The sequence below is a fragment of the Saccharothrix longispora genome, assembly GCF_030852425.1.
GTDB lineage: Bacteria > Actinomycetota > Actinomycetes > Mycobacteriales > Pseudonocardiaceae > Actinosynnema > Actinosynnema longispora.
This window is the reverse complement of sequence record NZ_NSDM01000004.1, coordinates 445,542-464,378: the sequence shown is the minus strand read 5'-3', so window position 1 is coordinate 464,378 and position 18,837 is coordinate 445,542. Positions and strand designations below refer to the sequence as shown.

Genomic DNA, 18,837 nt, shown 5'->3' with positions numbered 1-18,837 from the left:
CTAGGGCACGCGGGTGGCGGTCTTCCGGCGCACACCGCCCACCGCCAGGAACTCGGCCACCGGCAGCGTCGCCGCACCGAGCGCGACGGACTCCGGCCCCAGCTCGCACAGGGTGATCGACGCCTGCTCGAACGGCCGGTGCAGGGCGTGCCTGGAGGCTTCCGCGCGCACGTCGTCGAGGATGCGCGCGCCCAGCAGCAGGCCCGCCCACCCGCCGACGATCACGCGGGACGGGTTGAACAGGTTGATCAGGTTCGCGATGCCGAGCCCCGCGTACCGGGCGGTCTCGGCGAGCACCTCCGCCGCGAGCGGCGAGCGGTCCGCGACGAGGGCCGCGAGGGCCGCCTCCTGCTCGGCGGGGACGTCCGACCGGATCGCGCGGTAGCGGTCGACCACGCCCGACGCGCCGATGTACGCCTCCAGGCAGCCCCGGGCCCCGCACCGGCACGGCCTGCCGTCCAGCGCCACGGTCGTGTGCCCCCACTCGCCCGCACCGCCCGACGAGCCCCGGTACAGCGCGCCGCCCGCGATCACGCCGGCCCCGACGCCCGAGCCGATCAGCGCGATCACCGCGTCGGCCGTGCCGCGCCCCGCGCCGAACCACGCCTCGGCCTGCCCCAGCGTGTTCGCCCCGTTGTCCAGGAACAGCGGCAGGTCCGTGCCGTCGCGCAGCAACCGCTCCAGCGCCACCCCGCGCCACCCGACGGTCTGCGCGTGCACCAGCCCGTGCTCGACCGCGCCGGGCACGCCGATGCCGACGCCGAGCACGTCCCCGACGCCGCTCTCCCGCAGGCACCGGTCGAGCCCGTCGAGCACCCGCAGCGCCACCTCGTCGACCGAGTAGGCGTCGGGCTCCATCGGCAGCGTGGCCTCGGCGAGCCGCCGCAGCGTCAGGTCGAACACCTCGACCAGCACGTGCGTCTCGCCGACGTCGACGCCGACCACCGCGGCGAACGCCGGGTCCACCCGCAGCAGCACCCGCGGCCGGCCACCGTCGGACTCGACCTGCCCGGCCTCCACGACCAGCCCGTCGGAGATCAGCTCGCCGACGACGTTGCTCACCGACGCCTGGCTCAACCCCGTGATGCCCGCCAATTCCTGGCGGCTGCGAGGCCGGTCGAAGTACAGCGCCCGCAGCACCCGCGCCCGGTTGCCGGCGCGCAGGTCCCGCACGGTCAGCTTGCGGTGCACGGCAACCCCTGTCCGGGCGAGTGGGAGCACGGCGCGCCACGACGGCGCGCGGAACACCCGACGTTATCCCCTCGGCCGCGCGTCGGGGCGCGTTTGGCGGTGCGCGTCGGACCGCCGCCGCCCGCGACGGGAGCGGGGCGCGGCACACCACCCGTGCCGCGCCGCGCCGCCCCGCGTGTCCCGGCTACCGGCCGTCCGCGAGCGACCACGACTGGATCATCCGGTACGCGATCGACGCGCCCGGCGCCAGCAGCAGGTCCGGCACGCTGCCCGGCTCGGCGAGCGCCTGCCGCACGTCCGCCCGGCTCACCCACTTCGCCTGGGCGATCTCGTCGTCCGCCGGCCTCAGCGGCTCGGCCGGGTCGGCGACCGCCTCGAACCCCACCATCAACGACCTCGGGAACGGCCACGGCTGGCTGCCGAGGTAGCGGATGCCGTCCACCACGACGCCCACCTCCTCCTCGACCTCCCGCGCCACGCACGCCTCCAGCGACTCGCCGGCCTCGACGAACCCGGCCAGCACCGAGTACCGGCCCTCCGGCCAGCCCACGCCGCGCGCGAGCAGCACCCGGTCCGCGCCGTCGTGCACCAGGCAGATCACGGCGGCGTCGGTGCGCGGGTACTCCTCGTGGCCGCACCGCTCGCACACCCGCGCCCAACCCGACTTCACCGAGTCCGTCGGCCCGCCGCACACCGTGCAGAACCGCGACGTCCGGTGCCAGTGGAACAACGCCACCGCCGTCGTGAACAGGCCCGCGCCCGTGTCGTCGAGCAGCGCGCCGACGGCCCGCAGGTCCAGCCACTGCGGGTCGTCGGTCGGCTCGGGACCGGACCACACCCGCCCGCGCCCGGACGCGGGCGCCGCCACGTCCGTCTCGTCCTCGGTCAGCGGAACGGCCCAGTACGCCACCCCGTCCTGCTCACCGAGCAGGACGGCCGTGTCCGGCGGGCCGTCGCCGAAGTCCGCGGCGGGGTGGTCGACCAGGCGGGTCCCCCGGTCGGCCACCTGCGTCCGCCCCCGCGCGTCCACGGTGATGACGCGCGCCTTCGGCCACAGCTGCGCGATGCGCCGCGCGTCCCCGCGCAGCGGCTCGCTCCGGTCCGCGGTGAACCGCGACAGGGCCGGCAGCTCCACCAGCTCGAAGCTCACGGCAGGGTCACACCGCCCAGCGCCCGCAGCTGCGGGGCCAGCAGGTCCGCGTCGCCCACCAGCACGCCGGTGAACGCGGTCGGCGCGAAGAACTCCAGGGCCACCTCGGCGACCTGCTCCACGGTGACCGTCGCCAACCGGTCCGGGTGCCCGGTGAACCACTCGACGCCCAGGCCCAGGCCGGCGAGGTTCACCAGGAAGGACGCCAACCCGCCCTGCGACGACGTCGCCGTCAGCAGCGACCCCACGGCGTACCGGCGCGCGGTGTCCACCTCGGACTCCGTCGGGGGCACGAGCCCCAGCCTGGCCAGCTCGTAGCGCGTCTCCAGCAGCGCGGCCGCGGTCACCGCGCTCGCCGTGTCGGCGTCCACCATCAGCGTCGCCCCGCCCGGCGTGAACTCCGGGTGCGACCGCGCGCTGTAGGTGTAGCCCTTGTCCTCGCGGATGTTCTCCACGAGCCGCGAGGAGAAGAACCCGCCGTACACCAGGTTCGCCAGTTGCAGCGCCGGGTACCGGTCGTCGGTCCGCTCCAGGCCGCGCCCGGCCAGCCGGATCTGCGACTGCACGGCGCCCGGCCGGTGCACCAGCACCACGTCGCCGCCGCGCACGACCGGCAGCGGCGACAGCGACACCGCGGTGCCCTCGCCGGTCCAGCCGCCCAGCGCGCCCTCGACCGCCCGCACCGCCGCGTCCGGCGCCAGGTCGCCCACGACGACCAGCACCGAGCCGCGCGGCAGCACGGCCGCCGCGTGCAGCGCCCCCACGTCGTCGCGGGTGACCGCCGCGACCTCCTCCGCCTCGGGCATCTCCTTGGCGTACGGGTGGTCGCCGTACAGGTGGCGCTGCAACGCCTCCCGCGCGATCACGTTCGGCTGCGACCGGGCCAGCCGGATGCGCTCCACGAGCCGCGCGCGCTCCCGCTCGACCTCCTCGTCCGGGTAGGTCGCGCCGGTGAGCGCGTCGCGCAGCACGTCGAGCAGCGTGTCGAGGCCGGACACCAGCGCGTTGCCGGAGAACGCCAGCCGCTCCGGGTCCACCACCGCGTCCAGCTCGCCGCCGACGAGCGCCAGCTCGGTGTCCACGTCGACCCGGCTGCGCGTCGCGGTGCCGGTGAGCACCGTGTTCGCCAGCACCTCGGCCCGCGCCGCGTGCGCGGAGCCGGTGCCGGAGGTCGCCGGGTCGCCGAACGGGATGCGCACCCGCAGCTCGACCAGCGGCACCGACGACCGGCGCACGGCGATCACCCGCAGGCCGTTGGCCAGCGTCGTGTCGACCACGTCCAGGTCCGCGGTCGCCCGCTGCTCGCCCAGCTCCGGGAACGGTCGAGGCCCGAGCTCCGTACGGCCGATCTCCTCGGCGCTGCGGTGCTTGGTCGGGGCGCTCACTCGTTACCTCCGTTGGCCGGGTTGAGGATCAGGACGGCGCGCGAGTCCGGCCGCAGCGCCTTGGCCGCCGCGGCGACCTCGTCGGTGGTGATGCCCGCGAGCTTGTCCGGCAGCTCGTACAGCAGCTCGGCCCGCCCGAACAGCAGCTCGGCCGACCCGAGCCCGAGGGTCCGGCTGGTCAGCCGGTCGTGCTCGCGGTGCATGGTCGACACCCAGCGCGCGGTGACCTTGGCCAGCTCCTGCGCCGTCGGCCCCTCGTCGGCCAGCCGCTGGAGCTCCTCGTCCACCGACGCGATCACCTGGGCGGAGGTGACCTCGGGCGAGTGGATCGCGGTGATGCTGAACGTGTCGGGGTCGCGCGCCTCCAGCGGCCCGAACAGGCCGCACCCGGCGCCGACGTCCACGACGCTCGCGTCGCGGTGCACCAGCCGCTGCTGGAGCCGCGACCCGTCGCCGTCGGTCAGCACCCCCGCCAGGACCAGGTACGTGAGGTAGCCCGTCACGTCGTTCACCGGGTCGGGGATGCGGTAGCCGAGGGCGATGGCGGGCATCGGCGCGTGCTGGTCGGTGTGCTCGGCGCGCAGCTCGCCCTTCGGGGCGGCCTCGGCGAAGGACGGCCGGACCGGCACCGGACGGGCGGGCACGTCGCCGAAGTGCTTCTCGACGAGCCCCTTCGCCGTCTCCACGTCGAAGTCGCCCGCCACCGTGAGCACGGCGTTGCCCGGCGCGTAGTAGGTGTCGAAGAACGCGGCGCAGTCGTCCACGGTGGCGTTCTCGAGGTCGGTGAAGTCGCCGTAGCCGTTGTGGGCGTTCGGAAAGGTCCGGAACAGGACCGGCGGCAGCAGGATCCAGGGGAACCCGCCGTACGGCCGGTTGAGGACGTTGAGCCGGATCTCCTCCTTCACCACGTCGATCTGGTTGCGCAGGTTCTCCTCGGTGAGCTTCGGCGCCCGCATGCGGTCCGCCTCGAGGAAGAGCGCCCGCTCCAGGGCGGCCGACGGCAGCACCTGGTAGTAGTCGGTGTAGTCGGGGTGGGTCGAGCCGTTGAACGTGCCGCCGGAGGACTGCACGTGCCGGAAGTGCGCGAGCTTCTCCAGGCTCTCGCTGCCCTGGAACATGAGGTGCTCGAAGAGGTGGGCGAACCCCGTCCGCCCCTCGGGCTCGGAGCGGAAGCCCACGTCGTAGTGCACGCTCACCCCGACGACCGGGGCGCTGGGGTCGGGTGCGAACACCACCCGCAGGCCGTTGGGGAGCGTGAACCTGTGCAGTTCGGGTAGCGCCATGGAGGCAGCCTACGGGTTCGCGCCACCACCCGGCCGAAGGCTCACCCGGCGGCTGCGCGACTCCGCCACGCCCGCCGCGGGCGGCCGGGCGGGTCCGGCCGACGGGCGTGGGGACACGTCCGGGTGACGGTCAGCCCTTCAGCGAGCGGAGGTGCCCCGCCTGCGCCAGGACCCCGTCCACCGCGCCCAGGAACGCCGGGAACCGGTCGGCGAACCGGCCCTGCTCCGCCTCGCCGAACCAGTACAGCCCCGGCCGCGCCCCGGAGAACGCCGCCAGCCACCGCTCCACCTCGCCCAGCACCACCGCGTACGGCAGGGACCGCGAGAACACCATCTCCCGGTCGCGCTCCGGGATGTCCTCGGGGTTCGCGGTGCGCAGGTACCCGCGCAGCCCGCGCACGTGCTCCAGCAGGGCGCTGCCCCGCCCGGTCCGCGCGGGCATGAACCGCGCGCCGAGCGCCAGCGCCACCCCCGCCACCACGACCACCAGCCCGAACAGCGCCGCCGCGCCCACCAGCACCAGCACCGCCGTCAGCACCGCGCCGAGCACGGCCACGCCGATCCCGGCCCACCACCACAGGCTGCGCTCGGCGTCCGGCCGTCGCGCGAACCAGTTCCTCGCCACCACGTCGGCGTACAGCTCGTCGCGCACGCGGGACAGGTCGATCCGCCTGCCGCGCAGCTCCGACAGCAGCACGCCGTCCACCCCGTCGGGCAGCAGCGCCGCGTACACCGCCCGCTCGTAGCCGGACAGCGACGGGTCGGCCGGGTTGCGCCGGACGAACCGCCAGTCCAGCCCGCCGACCTCCTCGATCCACAGGTAGTTGCGCACGGCGAGGTCCACGATCGTCGCGGTCACGTCGACCACGTCCACGTGCTCGTCGACCACCGTGCCGACCTGGCCGGGCAGCACGCCGTCGGGCGAGGCGAACGCCACCCGCCCCGCGCCGTCCGCGACCAGCACGTCCACCGGTCCGACATCGGCCGCCATCGCCCGCGCGTCGCGCCCCCGCAGGCGCCAGAGGAGCGCCACGCCGCCCAGCAGCAGCAGGACCAGGCCGGCCAGGCCCGCACCGGTCACCGGGGTCAGGGCGAAGGCCGACGCCCACCGCGACGTCTCCGCCACCCGCGCGTTGGGCGGCGCCGCGCCGTCCTGGAGGCCGACCGCCACGTCGACCCGCTCGCCGGCGGCCAGGCCGATCTCGGTCGCGCGCGCGCCGCGCCCGTCGCCCAGGTCGGCGGTCGTGCAGGGCGTCGACGTGCCCGGTTCGCCGGCCAGGCAGTTCACCGAGCGCGGCACGTCCGGCGTGATCACGGAAACCCTCACCGAGTCGAGCGCCACGTCCCAGCCGCCGGCCGGCTGCCAGCGCAGCTCCAGGGTGTCGCCGATCTTCGCGACCGCGCCGACCACCTCGTACGCGACGGTCGAGGTGCCCGCCCGGAGTGCGATCGTCAGCCCCTCGGCCGATGCTTGGGCCGTGCCCTCGCCCTCGACGGAAGCGCCGACGACCTCGTACACGCGTTCGCGGTCGTCCCCGACGGCGATGCGGAGGGGCACCCGCCTGGTCGCGGTGCGGCCCTCGGGGACGGTGACCACCTCGGTCACGGTCAGCCGGCCGTCGCGCTCCAGCTTGAGGCGCACGTCGGCGTTGACCGTCCCGGGCAGACCGGCCGGGCTGCTCGGCTGCGCGACCGCGACACCGGTGCCCGTGCACAGCGCGATCGCGCAGATCGCGGCCGCTCCCCAGTTTTTCAACACGGCCGCGGAGGATAGCGGAGTTCGCCTAAGCTCCATGGCGAGTTCGGACATCCGCGACATGGGGGACCACCAGCGATGACGCAACCACCACCGCCGGGTGGCTGGCCGCCGCCACGGCCGGTCGGGCCGCCTCCGGCAGCCGCGCCGCTGAACCCCCGACAGCCCCCGGTGACGCGTCAGTGGCCGGCCCAGCAGCCGCCGCCGCAGGCCCCTCAAGCCCCTCGAATCCCGCAGCCCTCCCCGCCGCCCTGGCAGCAGCAGCAACCGTGGCCCGGTCAGGCCGCCGTGCCGCCGCCCCCACCCGCCTCCGCGCCGCAGCCGCCGCCGGCGCCCTGGGGTCCGCCCCCCGCCGGGCCGCCGGGGTGGGGCCCGCCCCCGATGCCCTACCCGCCGGCGCCGCGCCGCAAGGACAAGGGGCCCGCGGTGGCCCTGGTGATGATCGGGATCGTGGTGCTGGCCATCGCCACGATCGGCGTGGTCGCCGCGACGCGCGACTCGAACCAGGCCGGCGACTCCGGCTACTCGGGGTACTCCAGCTACACCTACTCGCCCGAGGCGACCACCACGACGGCCGGGGAGACGGCGACCAGCAGCAGGGCGGGCAGCCCGCGGACGACGTCGACCAGCACGTCCCAGGCCGGCCCGAAGGCCGTGATCGCGCTCGGCGACAACCCGATCCACGCCGAGGGCCTCGGCGCGTTCGCCATCGACGGCTGCGCGCTGCCCGGCATGGACTACTCGGCGCCGGGGCAGGACCAGTTCCTGCGCGCCGCGCTGCCGTGCATCGAGGCGATGTGGAAGCCCTCGTTCGCCAAGGCCAACCTGCCCTACCAGCCGGCCGAGCTGGTCATGGTGACCTCGCAGATCACCACGACGTGCGGGTCCATGGGGCCCGACCGCACCGCCCTCTACTGCGACGGCACGATCTACTGGACGCCCGCCCACTACGCGAACGAGCAGGGGTCGGCGAACCCCAACCACCCCGGCAAGTACCTCGGGCAGCTCGCGCACGAGTACGGCCACCACGTCCAGTGGCTGTCGGGCATCCTGCGCGCCTCCAGCCAGGCCCAGTACGAGAAGGGCGGCTGGGACACCCCCGAGGGCCTCGACCTGAACCGGCGCAAGGAACTCCAGGCGACCTGCTTCGGCGGGATGACGCTGGCGCCCCTGTCGCACGGCGCGGTGCCCGGTGACGTCATCCAGGTGGCGCTGACCGACGCGGGCAACCGCGGCGACTACCCGATCTACCCCACCCGGGACCACGGCGCGCCCGAGCGGAACGCGGCCTGGGTGAACCACGGCTTCAGGAACAACGAGACGAGCGCGTGCAACACTTGGGTCGCCAGCGCAGCCGAGGTGAGCTGACCCGACTGGAGGACCGTGCACCCTTCCCAGGAGCCCAGGAACAACCCGATCGTGCTCATCGGCGTGTTCTCGGTGATCGTGTTGTCCGTGCTGGGCCTGGGCCTGGTGACGCAGGTGGAGTCGTCGCGGCGGGTGACCGGCCGCGCGGTGGCCGCCCCCGGTGGGCCCGCGGCGGCGAGCACGGCGGCGGAGGCTCCCCGGCCGCGCGCCGTCCACCGGTTGGCCGACCACCCGCTGCTGGTCACGCCGGTGGCGCTGCCCCCCGTGACCTGCCCGCTGCCGGGGTTCGGCCTGTCGGACGCCCAGCTGTCCGCGTACTACGAGGCGGGCGCCGCGTGCCTCGACGAGGCGTGGCGGCCCGTGCTGGAGCAGGCGAACCTGCCGTTCGACCCGCCCGCCCTGGACACCTCGCCCGACCTGGCGGAGGGGCCGTGCGGCGCCGCGCCGGCGCAGAGCGAGGCCGTGGCGTACTACTGCGGTCGCAACAGGACGATCTACATGCCGACGAAGCGGTTGCGCGACAACGGCGGCGGTGAGCGGGCCGGCTCGCACCTGGCGACGTTGGCGCACGAGTACGGGCACCACGTGCAGGCGTTGAGCGGGATGCTGCGCGCCGCGGACGGCAGGATCGTCGACGCGGGTGAGGGGACACCCGCCGGGCTGGAGATGTCGCGGCGGATCGAGCTCCAGGCGAACTGCTTCGCCGGGTTGTTCCTGGGCGCGGCGTCCGCGTCGATCGGGCAGGGGTTGGCGGCGGAGGCCGCGGAGGACTTCGGGTACGCGGTCGAGGAGGCGCCGGAGAAGAACGCCCACGGCAACCCCGACAACCAGGCCGAGTGGGCGTCGAACGGGTTCGCCTCGGGCACGACGGCGTCGTGCAACACCTACGCGGCCCCGGCGACCGCCGTCGGCTGAGCCGGCGCGGACCGGGAACGCCCGGTCAGCAGGTAGCCGTACAGCCCGCCCGCGAGGCCGCTCAGGCACAGCAGCATCGCCGCGAGGCGGTCCTCGAAGGGCAGGCCGACGGGGGTGCTGGCGGCGGCCTGGACCAGGAGGTCGCCCGCCCGGCCACCGTCCCGGTCCACCGGGAGGACCACCTCCACCTTCTCGTCCGGCGAGTGGCCGCAGCCGTCGAGCCTGGCCGTGCGCTTCTCGTCGCCGATCGTGAACTCGACGCGGTCGTAGGCGTCGGCGCCGCCGCAGGACGCGGGGGCGGTGACCGTCGCCTCGACGCGTTCCGCCCGCACGGCGGTGCCCGGCCACCACAGCGCGCCCGCCGCCGCGACACCCACCAGGCCCACGACCAGCAGGACCAGCGCCCACTTCGCGGGGCTTCGCGGAACGGCCACGGGTGGATGGTCGCAGACGGGCCGGCGCGTCGTCGTGAGGGTCGACGCGTCCGCCGGGCCGCCGCACTTCACTCGATCGTGTTTATCGACCACTGTCGAACAGGTGTTCGACACCATTTCCCCCTCCCGGGGCGGGGCGACCGCGGGACCGCGCCGCCGCGAGGGCGGCCGGACGCAGAATGGTGCGGTGTCGACTGCTGCCAGGGTGCTGGTGATCGAGGACGCCGAGGCGATCGGGGCCGCGGTGGGCTCCGCCCTGCGGGACGCGGGCTACCTGGTGCGGGTCCGGCCGGACGGGCGGGACCTGGAGGCGGAACTGGCCCGGTTCCGGCCCGACCTGGTGGTGCTCGACGTGATGCTGCCCGGTCGGGACGGCTTCGCGCTGCTGGAGGTCGTCCGGCGGACCAGCGGGGCCGGGGTCGTGATGCTGACCGCGCGGGACGGGGTGGGTGATCGGCTGCGCGGGCTGGACCGGGGCGCGGACGACTACGTGGTGAAGCCGTTCGTGCTGGCCGAGCTGGTGGCGCGGGTCAGCGCGGTGCTGCGGCGGTTGGGGCGGACGCCGTCGACGGCGCAGGTCGGCGACCTCGTGGTCGACGCGGACTCGGCGGTCGTGCTGCGCGGGGGCACGCCGGTCGAGCTGACCGCCACCGAGCTGCGGCTGCTGCGCTACCTGGCCGCCCAGCGCGGGCGGGTGGTGGGCAAGACGCAGATCCTCACCGCGGTGTGGGGGTACGAGGACTACGACCCCAACCTGGTCGAGGTGCACGTGAGCGCGCTGCGGCGGAAGCTGGAGGAGCACGGGCCCCGGCTCCTGCACACGGTGCGCGGGCTCGGGTACGTGCTCCGGGTGGACGGGACGTGAGCCTGCGGACCGCCTCGCTGCGCCGCCGGGTGACGCTGTCCGCGATCGGCCTGCTCGCGGTGGTCCTGGTCGGGGTCGTGCTGGTGGTGGACGCGCTGTTCGCGGCCCAGTCGCAGCGGGACGTGGAGACCGCGCTGCTGGAGAAGTCGCGGGTCGCCCAGCAGCTGGTGAAGCAGCGGGTGCGCGGGAGCGACCTGGCGGACCGGCTGGAGGGCCGGGGCGTGGAGGTCCGGCTGGTGATGCCGGACGGGGAGGTGTTCGGGCAGGCGCCCCACGAGGAGGTGGCGAACTCCGTCGAGCGGCAGCTGGCGGACGGCTCCCGGATCACCCTGTACGCCGGGTCGTCGGTGATCACGGCGGCGCAGGCGCGGTTGCGGCGGTTGCTGCTGCTGGTCGGGTTCGGCGCCCTGGCGGTGACGGCGGTGGCGATGGCGCTCGTGGTGCGGCGGGCGCTGGCGCCGCTGGACGCGATGACGACGTTGGCCAGGTCGATCGCGCGCGGCCACCGGGGCTACCGGTTGAACCCCACCCGGGCGGACACCGAGCTCGGGCGCACCGCGGCGGCGTTCGACGACATGCTCGACTCGCTGGAGGGGTCGGAGGAGCGGACGAAGCGGTTCGTGGCGGACGCGGCGCACGAGCTGCGGACGCCCGTCGCCGGGGTGCAGGCGGTGGCCGAGGCGTTGATGCAGACCGGCAGCGCCGAGGAGCGGGAACGGCTGAACCTGCTGCTGGTGCGGGAGTCGCGGCGGGCCGGGCGGCTGGTCGACGACCTGCTGGCGCTGGCCCGCATCGACGCGGGCCTGGAGCCGCACCGGGAACGGGTCGACCTGCTCGCCCTGGCCGAGGCCGAGGTGGGGCGGACCCGGCTGCTCGCCCCCGACTTCGACATCGCGGCGGAGGGCCGGTCGGCGCACGTGTCCGGCGACCCGCAGCGGTTGGCGCAGGTGCTGGCGAACCTCACCGACAACGCCCGGCAGGCCACCGGGCTCGACGGGTGGGTGCGCCTGCGGGTGTCCGCGGCGGGCGGTCTGGTCGTGCTGACCGTGGTGGACGACGGGCCTGGCGTGGCGCACGCCGACCGGGAACGCGTCTTCGACCGGCTGGTGCGGCTGGACGAGGCGCGGGACCGGCGGTCCGGCGGTTCCGGCCTCGGGCTGGCCATCGCGCGGGCGCTGGTGCGCGCGCACGACGGCGACCTGCTCTGCCTGCCCCCGCACGCGGCGGACGTGGCGGGGGGACCCGCGGGCGGCGGGGTGGGCGCGGTCTTCCAGGTGCGGTTGCCGGCCTCCCCGTGACGGCGCGGTGGGGCGGATCGCGTCACCGGGCGGGGTCGCGGCCGGGTGCGCGTGCCGGTCCGGCACGCGCACCCGGTGCTCACGATTCCCTGGGCGCGGTCACCTTCTTGACGTAGAGCAGCCGGTCGCCCGCCTCCACGGCGTCCGCCTCGGGCGCGTCGACCCGGTAGAGGGTGCCGTCGCGGACCACGCCGAGCACGATGTCCGGCAGGTGGCGGGGCGAGCCGCCCACCTCGGCGGGCTCGACGTCGCGCTCGGCGATGGCGAGGCCCGAGTCGGGGGTGAGGAGGTCCTCGACCATGTCGACGACCGACGGGGTGGCGGTGGCCATGCCGAGCAGGCGACCGGCGGTCTCGCTGGACACCACGACCGAGTCGGCGCCGGACTGGCGCAGCAGGTGCTCGTTCTCGCGCTCCCGCACCGAGGCGACGACCTGCGCCTTGGGCGCCAGCTCGCGGGCGGTGAGGGTGACCAGGACCGAGGTGTCGTCGCGGTTGGCGGCCACGACCACCGCCCTGGCCCGCGGCACGCCGGCGACGCGCAGCACGTCGTTGCTGGTCCCGGTGCCGTGGACGGTGACGAGGCCGATGGCGGACGCCGCGTCGAGGGCCTGCTGGGAGGTGTCGACGACGACGATGTGGCCGGGGTCCACGCCGTCGCCCATGAGGGCGCTCACCGCGGACCGGCCCTTCGTGCCGTAGCCGATCACCACCACGTGGTCACGCACCTTGGTCCTCCACTTCTGGATGCGCAGGGCCTGGCGGGAGCGCTCGGTGAGCACTTCGAGGGTGGTACCGACCAGGACGATCAGGAACAGCACGCGCAGGGGCGTGATCACCAGGACGTTGACGAGCCTGGCGGACGAGCTGGCCGGCGCGATGTCGCCGTAGCCGGTGGTGGAGAGGGAGACGGTGGCGTAGTAGACGCAGTCGAGGAAGGACAGGCCGTCCCCGTTGGCGTCGCGGTAGCCGTCGCGGTCGAAGTAGACGATGAGGACGGCGGCCATGAGGGCCGCGAGCGCGCCGACGACCCGCTTCAGGATGGCCCGGACGGGGCTCTGCACCGTGTCCGGCATCCGGATGACGCCGACGAGCGAGTGGCCGGGGAGGTTGGCCAGCGACTCGCCGGGGTGGAACCCGCTGATCACGACAGCCTCCCGGGGAGGAGCCGCCACAGGTGCGCGGCGGCCTCGGCGCCGCGCAGCAGCAGCGGCACGACGACGCGCTCGTTCGGCGCGTGGATGCGGTCGTCCGGCAACGTCGCCCCCAGGTACACGACGGGCACGCCGAGCCACCCGTGCAGCAGGGCCGCCGGCCCGGAACCGCCCGTCCGGCTGAACCTGACGGGCTGGTCGAACGCGATCTCCACGGCGTCGCGGACCGCGCCCACGGCGGGGTGCGAGACGTCCACGGCGTAGGGCGGGACGCCGTCGCCCCGGGCGACGACCTCGGCGCGCAGGCCGGGCGGGGTGTGCGCGGCGACGAACTCGCGCAGGGCGTCGGCGACCCGCTCGGGCCGCTGGTCGGGCACCAGGCGGAACGACAGCTTCACCGAGGCCGACGCGGGCACGATCGTCTTCAGGCCGGGACCGGTGTACCCGCCGCTGATGCCGTTGACCTCGGCGGTCGGGCGCACCCAGACGCGTTCGAGGGTGGACCAGCCGGGTTCGCCGGCCAGGGCCTGCGCGCCGCCGGAGTTCGCCAGCCACACGTCCTCGTCGAACGGCAGTTCCGCGTAGTCGGCGCGCTCGGCGTCGGTGGGCTCGACCACGTCGGCGTAGAAGTCGCGCAGCCGGACGCGGCCGTCGTCGTCGTGCAGGGCGGCGACGAGCCGGGCCGCGGCGGTGGCCGGGTTGGGCACGCTGCCGCCCGCCCGGCCGGAGTGGACGTCGGACGCGCCGCCGGTGAGGACGACCTCGGCGCCGTACACGCCGCGCTGGCCGGTGCACACGGTCGGCGCGTCGCGGGAGTACAGGGGTGTGTCGGTGAACACGACGAGGTCGCACGCGAGGTCGTCGCGGTGCTCGTCGAGCAGCCGGGTCAGGTGCGGCGAGCCGGACTCCTCCTCGCCCTCGACGAACAGCTTGAGCGTGACGGCGGGCCGGTCGGCGCCGGTCGCGGCCAGGTGCGCCCGCACGCCGAGCAGGTGCATGGCGACCTGCCCCTTGTCGTCGCTCGCGCCGCGCCCGAACAGCTCCTCCCCCACGAGGGTGGGGTCGAACGGCGGGTGTCGCCACTGCTCGACCGGGTCGACCGGTTGCACGTCGTGGTGGCCGTAGACCAGCACGGTCGGCGCCGCGGGGTCCTCGGCGGGCAGGCAGGCGTAGACGGCGGGCAGGGCGGGACCGGAGTCCCAGACCCGCACGTCGGGCCAGCCGTCCCGGCGCAGGGCCTCCGCCAGCCACCGCGCGGAGGCGTGGACGTCGCCGTGGTGGGCCGGGTCCACCCCGATCGAGGGGATGGCGAGCCACTCGCGCAGCCCGGCCACGAAGTCGTCGGCGAGTGCGGCCACGGCCGCCCGCTCGGGATGCTCGGGTTCTTCTGGATCACCGCTCACGGGCGGAGGATAGCCCTGGGGACGCCGGTCGGTGGCCGGCATGACAGGGTGGTCCCATGGAGACCTCACGTTCCGGCTCCCGGTCGGCGCTGGCGCTGGCCGGGCTGCTGGGCGCGGCCGGTGCCACGCACTTCGCCAAGCCGCGGCAGTACGACTCGATCGTGCCGCGCCGGCTGCCGGGCAAGCCCCGGACCTGGACGTACGCGTCCGGTGTGGCGGAGGTCGCGTTGGCCGCGGCGGTCGCGGCCCCCCGCACGCGGGGAACGGCCGCGAAGCTGGCCGCGGTGTTCTTCGCCGCGGTGTTCCCGGCGAACGTGAAGATGGCGTACGACTACCGGGCGAAGTCGCCCAAGGCCCGCGCCATCGCCTACGGCCGCCTCCCGTTGCAGGTCCCGCTGATCCTGTGGGCCTTGCGCGTGGCGCGCTCAACCCGCTGACGACTCTCCGTGCGGGGTTCGACACCCAGCGCGGCCGAGGGTCTGTCATTGAAACCGCAACCAGTTCTAGGATGCCCGAGTGCAACCGCTCCTCCACCACGCCGCGACGGCTCTGGGTTGGCGCGGCATCGTCGTTCCCGACGTCGCCGTGCTGGGTCACCAGGTGTCCGCGGTCGTGCGGGTCCGCGCCGACGTGCACGAGTGGCGCAGCGCGAACGGCTGGCCCCCGCAGCCCGACCCCTCGTGGTTCCGGTCCTGGTTCGAGCCGGCCGCGCACGACCGGCTGCCGGTGCCCGCCGTCGAACTGGTCGGCGTCCTGGTGGGCGAGTCCACCGTGGACCACGCGCTCCAGTCCTGCGGCACGCTGATGACGCTCGCCCCCTGCTCGGTGGTCCTGCCGCCGCCGCAGGACGACCGGGCGTGGCCGCTGATGGAGCTGGACTACTACGGCATCGGCGTCGTCTCGGTCGACGAGGCGGGCACGGCCGAGCTGCTGGTGCCGCCGGAGGACCGGTCGACCGAGTTCGGGCCGTCGCTGTTCGGGCGCTGGCTGCTGGAAGTGCTCTACGACCGCGTGCTCAAGGAAGTGCCCGCCGAGGCACGGGTGCACGGCTAGTCAGCCGGTCGGGACCGAGCGGACCAGGTCGCGCAGGCCGTCCGCGTCCAGCAGGTCCACGGGGCGCAGCGTGTGCTCGTGCCGCACGTAGTGGAACGCCGCCCGCACCTTCGCCACGGGCGTGCCCGTCAGCGCCGCCCACGCCAGCCGGTACGCCGCGAGCTGCACGGACAGCGCGGGCAGCCGCTCGGCGTCCGGCACCCGCCCCGTCTTCCAGTCCACGACGGTCCAGCCGCCGTCCTCGTCGGCGAACACCGCGTCCATGCGGCCGCGCACCGACAGGCCGTCGATCTCCGCCTCGAACGGCACCTCGACGTCGTGCGGCGCCCGGTCGCCCCACTCGCTGCGCAGGAAGGCCTCCTGGAGCGGGGTCAGGTCCGCGTCGGGCGAGGCGTCCTCGTCGGCCGCGCCGGGCAGCTCGTCCAGGTCGAACAGGCGGCGCACGCCGAACCGCTGCTCCAGCCACGTGTGGAACGCCGTGCCGCGGCGGGCCAGCGGGTTCGGCGGGAACGGCAGGGGGCGGCGCAGGCGCCGGGCCAGCAGGTCCGGGTCGGCGGCGAGTTCGACGAGTTGGCTGACCGAGAGGTGGTCGGGCAGCACGACGCGCTCCCGCCGGTCGGCCGCGGCGGCGCGCTCGGCGAGGAGGACGTCGACGTCGCGGGCCCAGCCCTCGGGGTCGTCGGGGTCCTCCTCCGGCGCGGCCGGTCCGTCCTGTTCGGCAGGTTCGGCAGGTTCGGCGGGCTCCGGCTCGGCGGGCTCCGGCTCGGCGGGCTCCGGCTCGGGGTGGTCCGGCTCGGGGTGGTCCGGCTCGGGGTGGTCCGGCTCGGGGTGGTCCGGCTCGGGGTGGTCCGGCTCGGGGAGCGGCGGCTCGTCGTCGTCCGGCTCCTCGGGCGGTTCGTAGTCGAAGTCCGGGGGCGGTTCGAGGTCCACCGGTTCGACGGGTCCGGGCTCGTCGGGGACGGGCTCGGGCTCGGCGGGCTCGGGCTCGGCGGCGGGCACGGGCCCGGCGAGGTGGCGCTCCAGCGCCGCCAGCACCAGCTCCGCCCCCTCCGCCACGGCCGCGCGCCGCCTGCCCAGGGGGTCGGCGGGCCACTGGGCGGTCTTGGTCTGCGAGGCGAGCGGGTTGGGGTCGTCCTCGCCCGGTCGCGGCGCCCAGTGGGCGATGTCGGCGGGCGGGTGCTCGGCCGCCAGCACGGCCTCGCGCAGTTCGGTGAGGAACGCCGACGGCCCCTTGGGCTTCTCCCCCGACTCGGCCCACCAGTGCCCGGACACGAGCAGGCTGTGCTCGGACCGGGTGAGCGCCACGTACAGCAGCCGGCGCTCCTCCACCAGGCGGCGGGCGTCGAAGTCCTCCTCGTGCCGGACGAGGGCCTCCTCGACCTCCTTGCGGTCGGCCCCGGGCGGCACGCGCAGCGTCGGCAGGTCCTCGGCGTCACCGCGCAGGTCGGCGGGCAGTGCGGTGACCGACCGCAGCCAGCTCGACGACTTCTTGCGACCGGGGAAGATGTCCTTGACCACGTGCGGCACGGCGACGACGTGCCACTCCAGGCCCTTCGCGGAGTGCATGGTCAGCACCTGCACCCGGTTCGGCGCGACCTCCACCTCGCCGGGCTCCAGGCCGTCCTCGGCCTGCTCGGCGGTGTAGAGGTAGTCCACCAGGGCGGGCAGCGTCGCGGACGGGCTGGCGGCGGCGAAGTCGTCGACCACGTCGGCGAACGCGTCCAGGTGCGCCCGACCCACGCCGCCGGGCCTGGCCATGGCCTCGATGTCGAGCAGCAGGGTGCGCTCGACGTCGGCGACCAGCTCGGGCAGCGGCTGGTCGAGGCGGCGGCGCAGGGCGGACAGCTCCGCGCCGAGCCGGCGGATGCGGCGGTAGCCCTCCGCCGAGTAGGCGGTGGGGTCGCCCGGGTCGTCCAGCGCGTCGGCGAGGCCGGCCTGCTCGGAGTGCTCGCCGGGCAGGGCGTCGGCGAGGACGGACAGCGGGTCGTCCACGACGGCCTGGCGGGTCGGCGACCCGGCCAGTTCGCGCGCCCGGCTCCACAGGGCGGCCAGGTCGTACGCGGCGAGGCGCCAGCGCGAGCCGGTGAGCAGGCGGGCGGCGGCCGTGCCCGCGAGCGGGTCGACCAGGACGCGCAGGGCGCTGGTGAGGTCGCGCACCTCGGGTTCGTCGAGCAGCCCGCCCAGGCCGACGACCTCGACGGGCAGGCCGCGGTCGCGCAGGACCGCGGCGATGGCGGCCATGTCGGAGCGGCGGCGGACCAGGACGGCGGCGGTCGGCGGCTCGTCGCTGCTGTCCAGGTGCTGCTCCCACTGGGCGGCGACGGTGTCGGCGACCCAGTCCAGCTCCTCGCGGACGTTGTCGAACAACGCCACCCGGACGTCGCCCGGCCCGGCGCCGTCACGGGCGCGCAACTCGTCGACGTCCAGGCCCGTGGCGCGCAGGGGCGCGGACACGGCGTTGGCCAGTGCCAGCACCTCGGGCGGGTTGCGGAAGCTGGTGAGCAGGCCGTACTTGCGAGCGGGCGGGAAGTCGTGGACGAACCGCGGCAGGTTGGCGGCGGACGCGCCGCGCCAGCCGTAGATCGCCTGGGCCGGGTCGCCGACCGACGTCACGGGCATCGGCTCGCCCCGCCCGAACAGCGACCGCAGCAGCACGCGCTGGGCGTGGCCGGTGTCCTGGTACTCGTCGAGCAGCACGGCGCCGTAGCGCTCGCGCTCGCCCCGCGCCACCTCGGGGTACTCGGCGGCCAGCCGCGCGGCCAGCGACATCTGGTCGGCGAAGTCCATGGCCGCCTCGCGCCGCTTGCGCGCCTGGTACGCCTCCAGCAGCGGCAGGAGGTTCGCCCGCAGCCGCTGGGCGTCGACGACGGCCTGGAGCGACTGCGGCAGGTTGTCGCCCTGCCGCTTGGTCCTCGGCGCGTTCTCGACCAGCGCGCACAGCCGGTCGGCGTGCTCGCGCAGGGCCTCCGGGCGCACCAGGTGCTCCCCCAGCTCGCCGGCCAGCGCCAGCAGGTAGCCGGTGACGGTGGCGGGCACCTTGTCGGTGTCGATGTCCTCCGTCCAGGTGGAGACGACGCGGTGCGCGAGCTGCCACGCCGCGGTCTCGGTGAGCAGCCGCACGCCGGGTTCCACGGGCAGCCGCAGCCCGTGCTCGCCGACGAGCCTGCCCGCGTAGGCGTGGTAGGTGAGGATCACCGGTTCGCCGGTGAGGACGGCGGCCCGGCGCTCGCCGCCCGGGTCGAGCCGGTCGAGCAGCGGGGAGCCGCCCAGTCGGCGCAGGCGGGCCCGGACGCGGTCGGAGAGCTGGCGGGCGGCCTTGCGGGTGAACGTGAGGCCGAGGACGCGGTCGGGCGTGACGAAGCCGTTGGCGACCAGGTAGACGACGCGGGCGGCCATCGTCTCGGTCTTGCCCGCGCCCGCGCCGGCCACGACGAGGGCGGGCGCGGTGGGCGCGGCGATGACGGCGGCCTGCTCGGGCGTGGGCCTGGGCAGGCCGAGCGCCTCGGCGACCTCGAACGGACTGGCGAGGGCTCCCGACCCGCCCACCCGCTCGACCTCGTCCGGCATCACCACACCGGGCATT

The 18,837-nt window shown here is 75.3% G+C and carries 15 protein-coding genes; 6 read left to right on the top strand and 9 right to left on the bottom strand.

Features of this window, described 5'->3' with window-relative positions; genetic code table 11:
* From CKY47_RS13010 to CKY47_RS12990, 5 genes are all read right to left on the bottom strand, one after another.
* Complete coding sequence (locus CKY47_RS13010; protein WP_306745989.1) at positions 1 to 1,191, bottom strand: ROK family transcriptional regulator; 1,191 nt, start codon at positions 1,189 to 1,191, stop codon at positions 1 to 3.
* Positions 1,192 to 1,375: 184 nt separating this feature from the next.
* Positions 1,376 to 2,341, bottom strand: coding sequence for an NAD(+) diphosphatase (gene nudC / locus CKY47_RS13005; RefSeq protein ID WP_306745988.1), 966 nt, complete (start codon positions 2,339 to 2,341; stop codon positions 1,376 to 1,378).
* A complete protein-coding gene (locus CKY47_RS13000; protein ID WP_306745987.1) occupies positions 2,338 to 3,726 on the bottom strand; it encodes a M16 family metallopeptidase in 1,389 nt (462 codons plus the stop codon). Before CKY47_RS13000 ends, nudC begins: the two co-directional genes overlap by 4 nt.
* Positions 3,723 to 5,009 carry a M16 family metallopeptidase gene (locus tag CKY47_RS12995; RefSeq protein ID WP_306745986.1) on the bottom strand — a complete coding sequence of 429 codons (1,287 nt, stop codon included), beginning with the start codon at positions 5,007 to 5,009 and terminating at the stop codon, positions 3,723 to 3,725. Before CKY47_RS12995 ends, CKY47_RS13000 begins: the two co-directional genes overlap by 4 nt.
* 130 nt (positions 5,010 to 5,139) lie before the next feature.
* Complete coding sequence (locus CKY47_RS12990; protein WP_306745985.1) at positions 5,140 to 6,768, bottom strand: DUF2207 domain-containing protein; 1,629 nt, start codon at positions 6,766 to 6,768, stop codon at positions 5,140 to 5,142.
* A gap of 378 nt (positions 6,769 to 7,146) precedes the next feature.
* On the opposite strand from CKY47_RS12990, the gene CKY47_RS12985 reads away from it, so the two are divergent.
* Positions 7,147 to 8,133, top strand: coding sequence for a neutral zinc metallopeptidase (locus CKY47_RS12985; protein WP_306745984.1), 987 nt, complete (start codon positions 7,147 to 7,149; stop codon positions 8,131 to 8,133).
* Between the two features lie 15 nt (positions 8,134 to 8,148).
* On the top strand, positions 8,149 to 9,048 hold the full coding sequence (locus tag CKY47_RS12980; protein ID WP_306745983.1) for a neutral zinc metallopeptidase: 900 nt from the start codon (positions 8,149 to 8,151) through the stop codon (positions 9,046 to 9,048).
* Here CKY47_RS12980 and CKY47_RS12975 read toward each other — a convergent pair.
* Positions 9,018 to 9,482 carry a hypothetical protein gene (locus CKY47_RS12975; protein ID WP_306745982.1) on the bottom strand — a complete coding sequence of 155 codons (465 nt, stop codon included), beginning with the start codon at positions 9,480 to 9,482 and terminating at the stop codon, positions 9,018 to 9,020. The two genes, CKY47_RS12980 and CKY47_RS12975, sit on opposite strands and share 31 nt — an antisense overlap.
* A 187-nt stretch (positions 9,483 to 9,669) precedes the next feature.
* Here CKY47_RS12975 and CKY47_RS12970 point away from each other — a divergent pair, with 187 nt between their 5' ends.
* The gene (locus CKY47_RS12970) at positions 9,670 to 10,347 is read left to right on the top strand and encodes a response regulator transcription factor (RefSeq protein ID WP_306745981.1); all 678 of its coding nucleotides are present in this window, start codon (positions 9,670 to 9,672) and stop codon (positions 10,345 to 10,347) included.
* On the top strand, positions 10,344 to 11,645 hold the full coding sequence (locus tag CKY47_RS12965; RefSeq protein WP_306745980.1) for a sensor histidine kinase: 1,302 nt from the start codon (positions 10,344 to 10,346) through the stop codon (positions 11,643 to 11,645). The genes CKY47_RS12970 and CKY47_RS12965 overlap by 4 nt, the downstream gene beginning before the upstream one ends.
* 79 nt (positions 11,646 to 11,724) lie before the next feature.
* Here the strand turns inward: CKY47_RS12965 and CKY47_RS12960 are convergent, their stop codons facing one another.
* The gene (locus tag CKY47_RS12960; protein ID WP_306746021.1) at positions 11,725 to 12,720 is read right to left on the bottom strand and encodes a potassium channel family protein; all 996 of its coding nucleotides are present in this window, start codon (positions 12,718 to 12,720) and stop codon (positions 11,725 to 11,727) included.
* Between the two features lie 68 nt (positions 12,721 to 12,788).
* The gene (locus CKY47_RS12955; protein ID WP_306745979.1) at positions 12,789 to 14,201 is read right to left on the bottom strand and encodes a M20/M25/M40 family metallo-hydrolase; all 1,413 of its coding nucleotides are present in this window, start codon (positions 14,199 to 14,201) and stop codon (positions 12,789 to 12,791) included.
* Between the two features lie 56 nt (positions 14,202 to 14,257).
* Between CKY47_RS12955 and CKY47_RS12950 the strand changes: the two genes are divergently transcribed.
* Both CKY47_RS12950 and CKY47_RS12945 read left to right on the top strand, forming a co-directional pair.
* On the top strand, positions 14,258 to 14,638 hold the full coding sequence (locus CKY47_RS12950) for a DoxX family protein (RefSeq protein WP_306745978.1): 381 nt from the start codon (positions 14,258 to 14,260) through the stop codon (positions 14,636 to 14,638).
* A 79-nt stretch (positions 14,639 to 14,717) separates the two neighbouring features.
* A complete protein-coding gene (locus CKY47_RS12945) occupies positions 14,718 to 15,254 on the top strand; it encodes a hypothetical protein (RefSeq protein WP_306745977.1) in 537 nt (178 codons plus the stop codon).
* Here the strand turns inward: CKY47_RS12945 and CKY47_RS12940 are convergent, their stop codons facing one another.
* Positions 15,255 to 18,821, bottom strand: a complete 3,567-nt coding sequence (locus tag CKY47_RS12940; protein ID WP_306746020.1) for an ATP-dependent helicase — start codon at positions 18,819 to 18,821, stop codon at positions 15,255 to 15,257.
* Positions 18,822 to 18,837 lie beyond the last annotated feature (16 nt).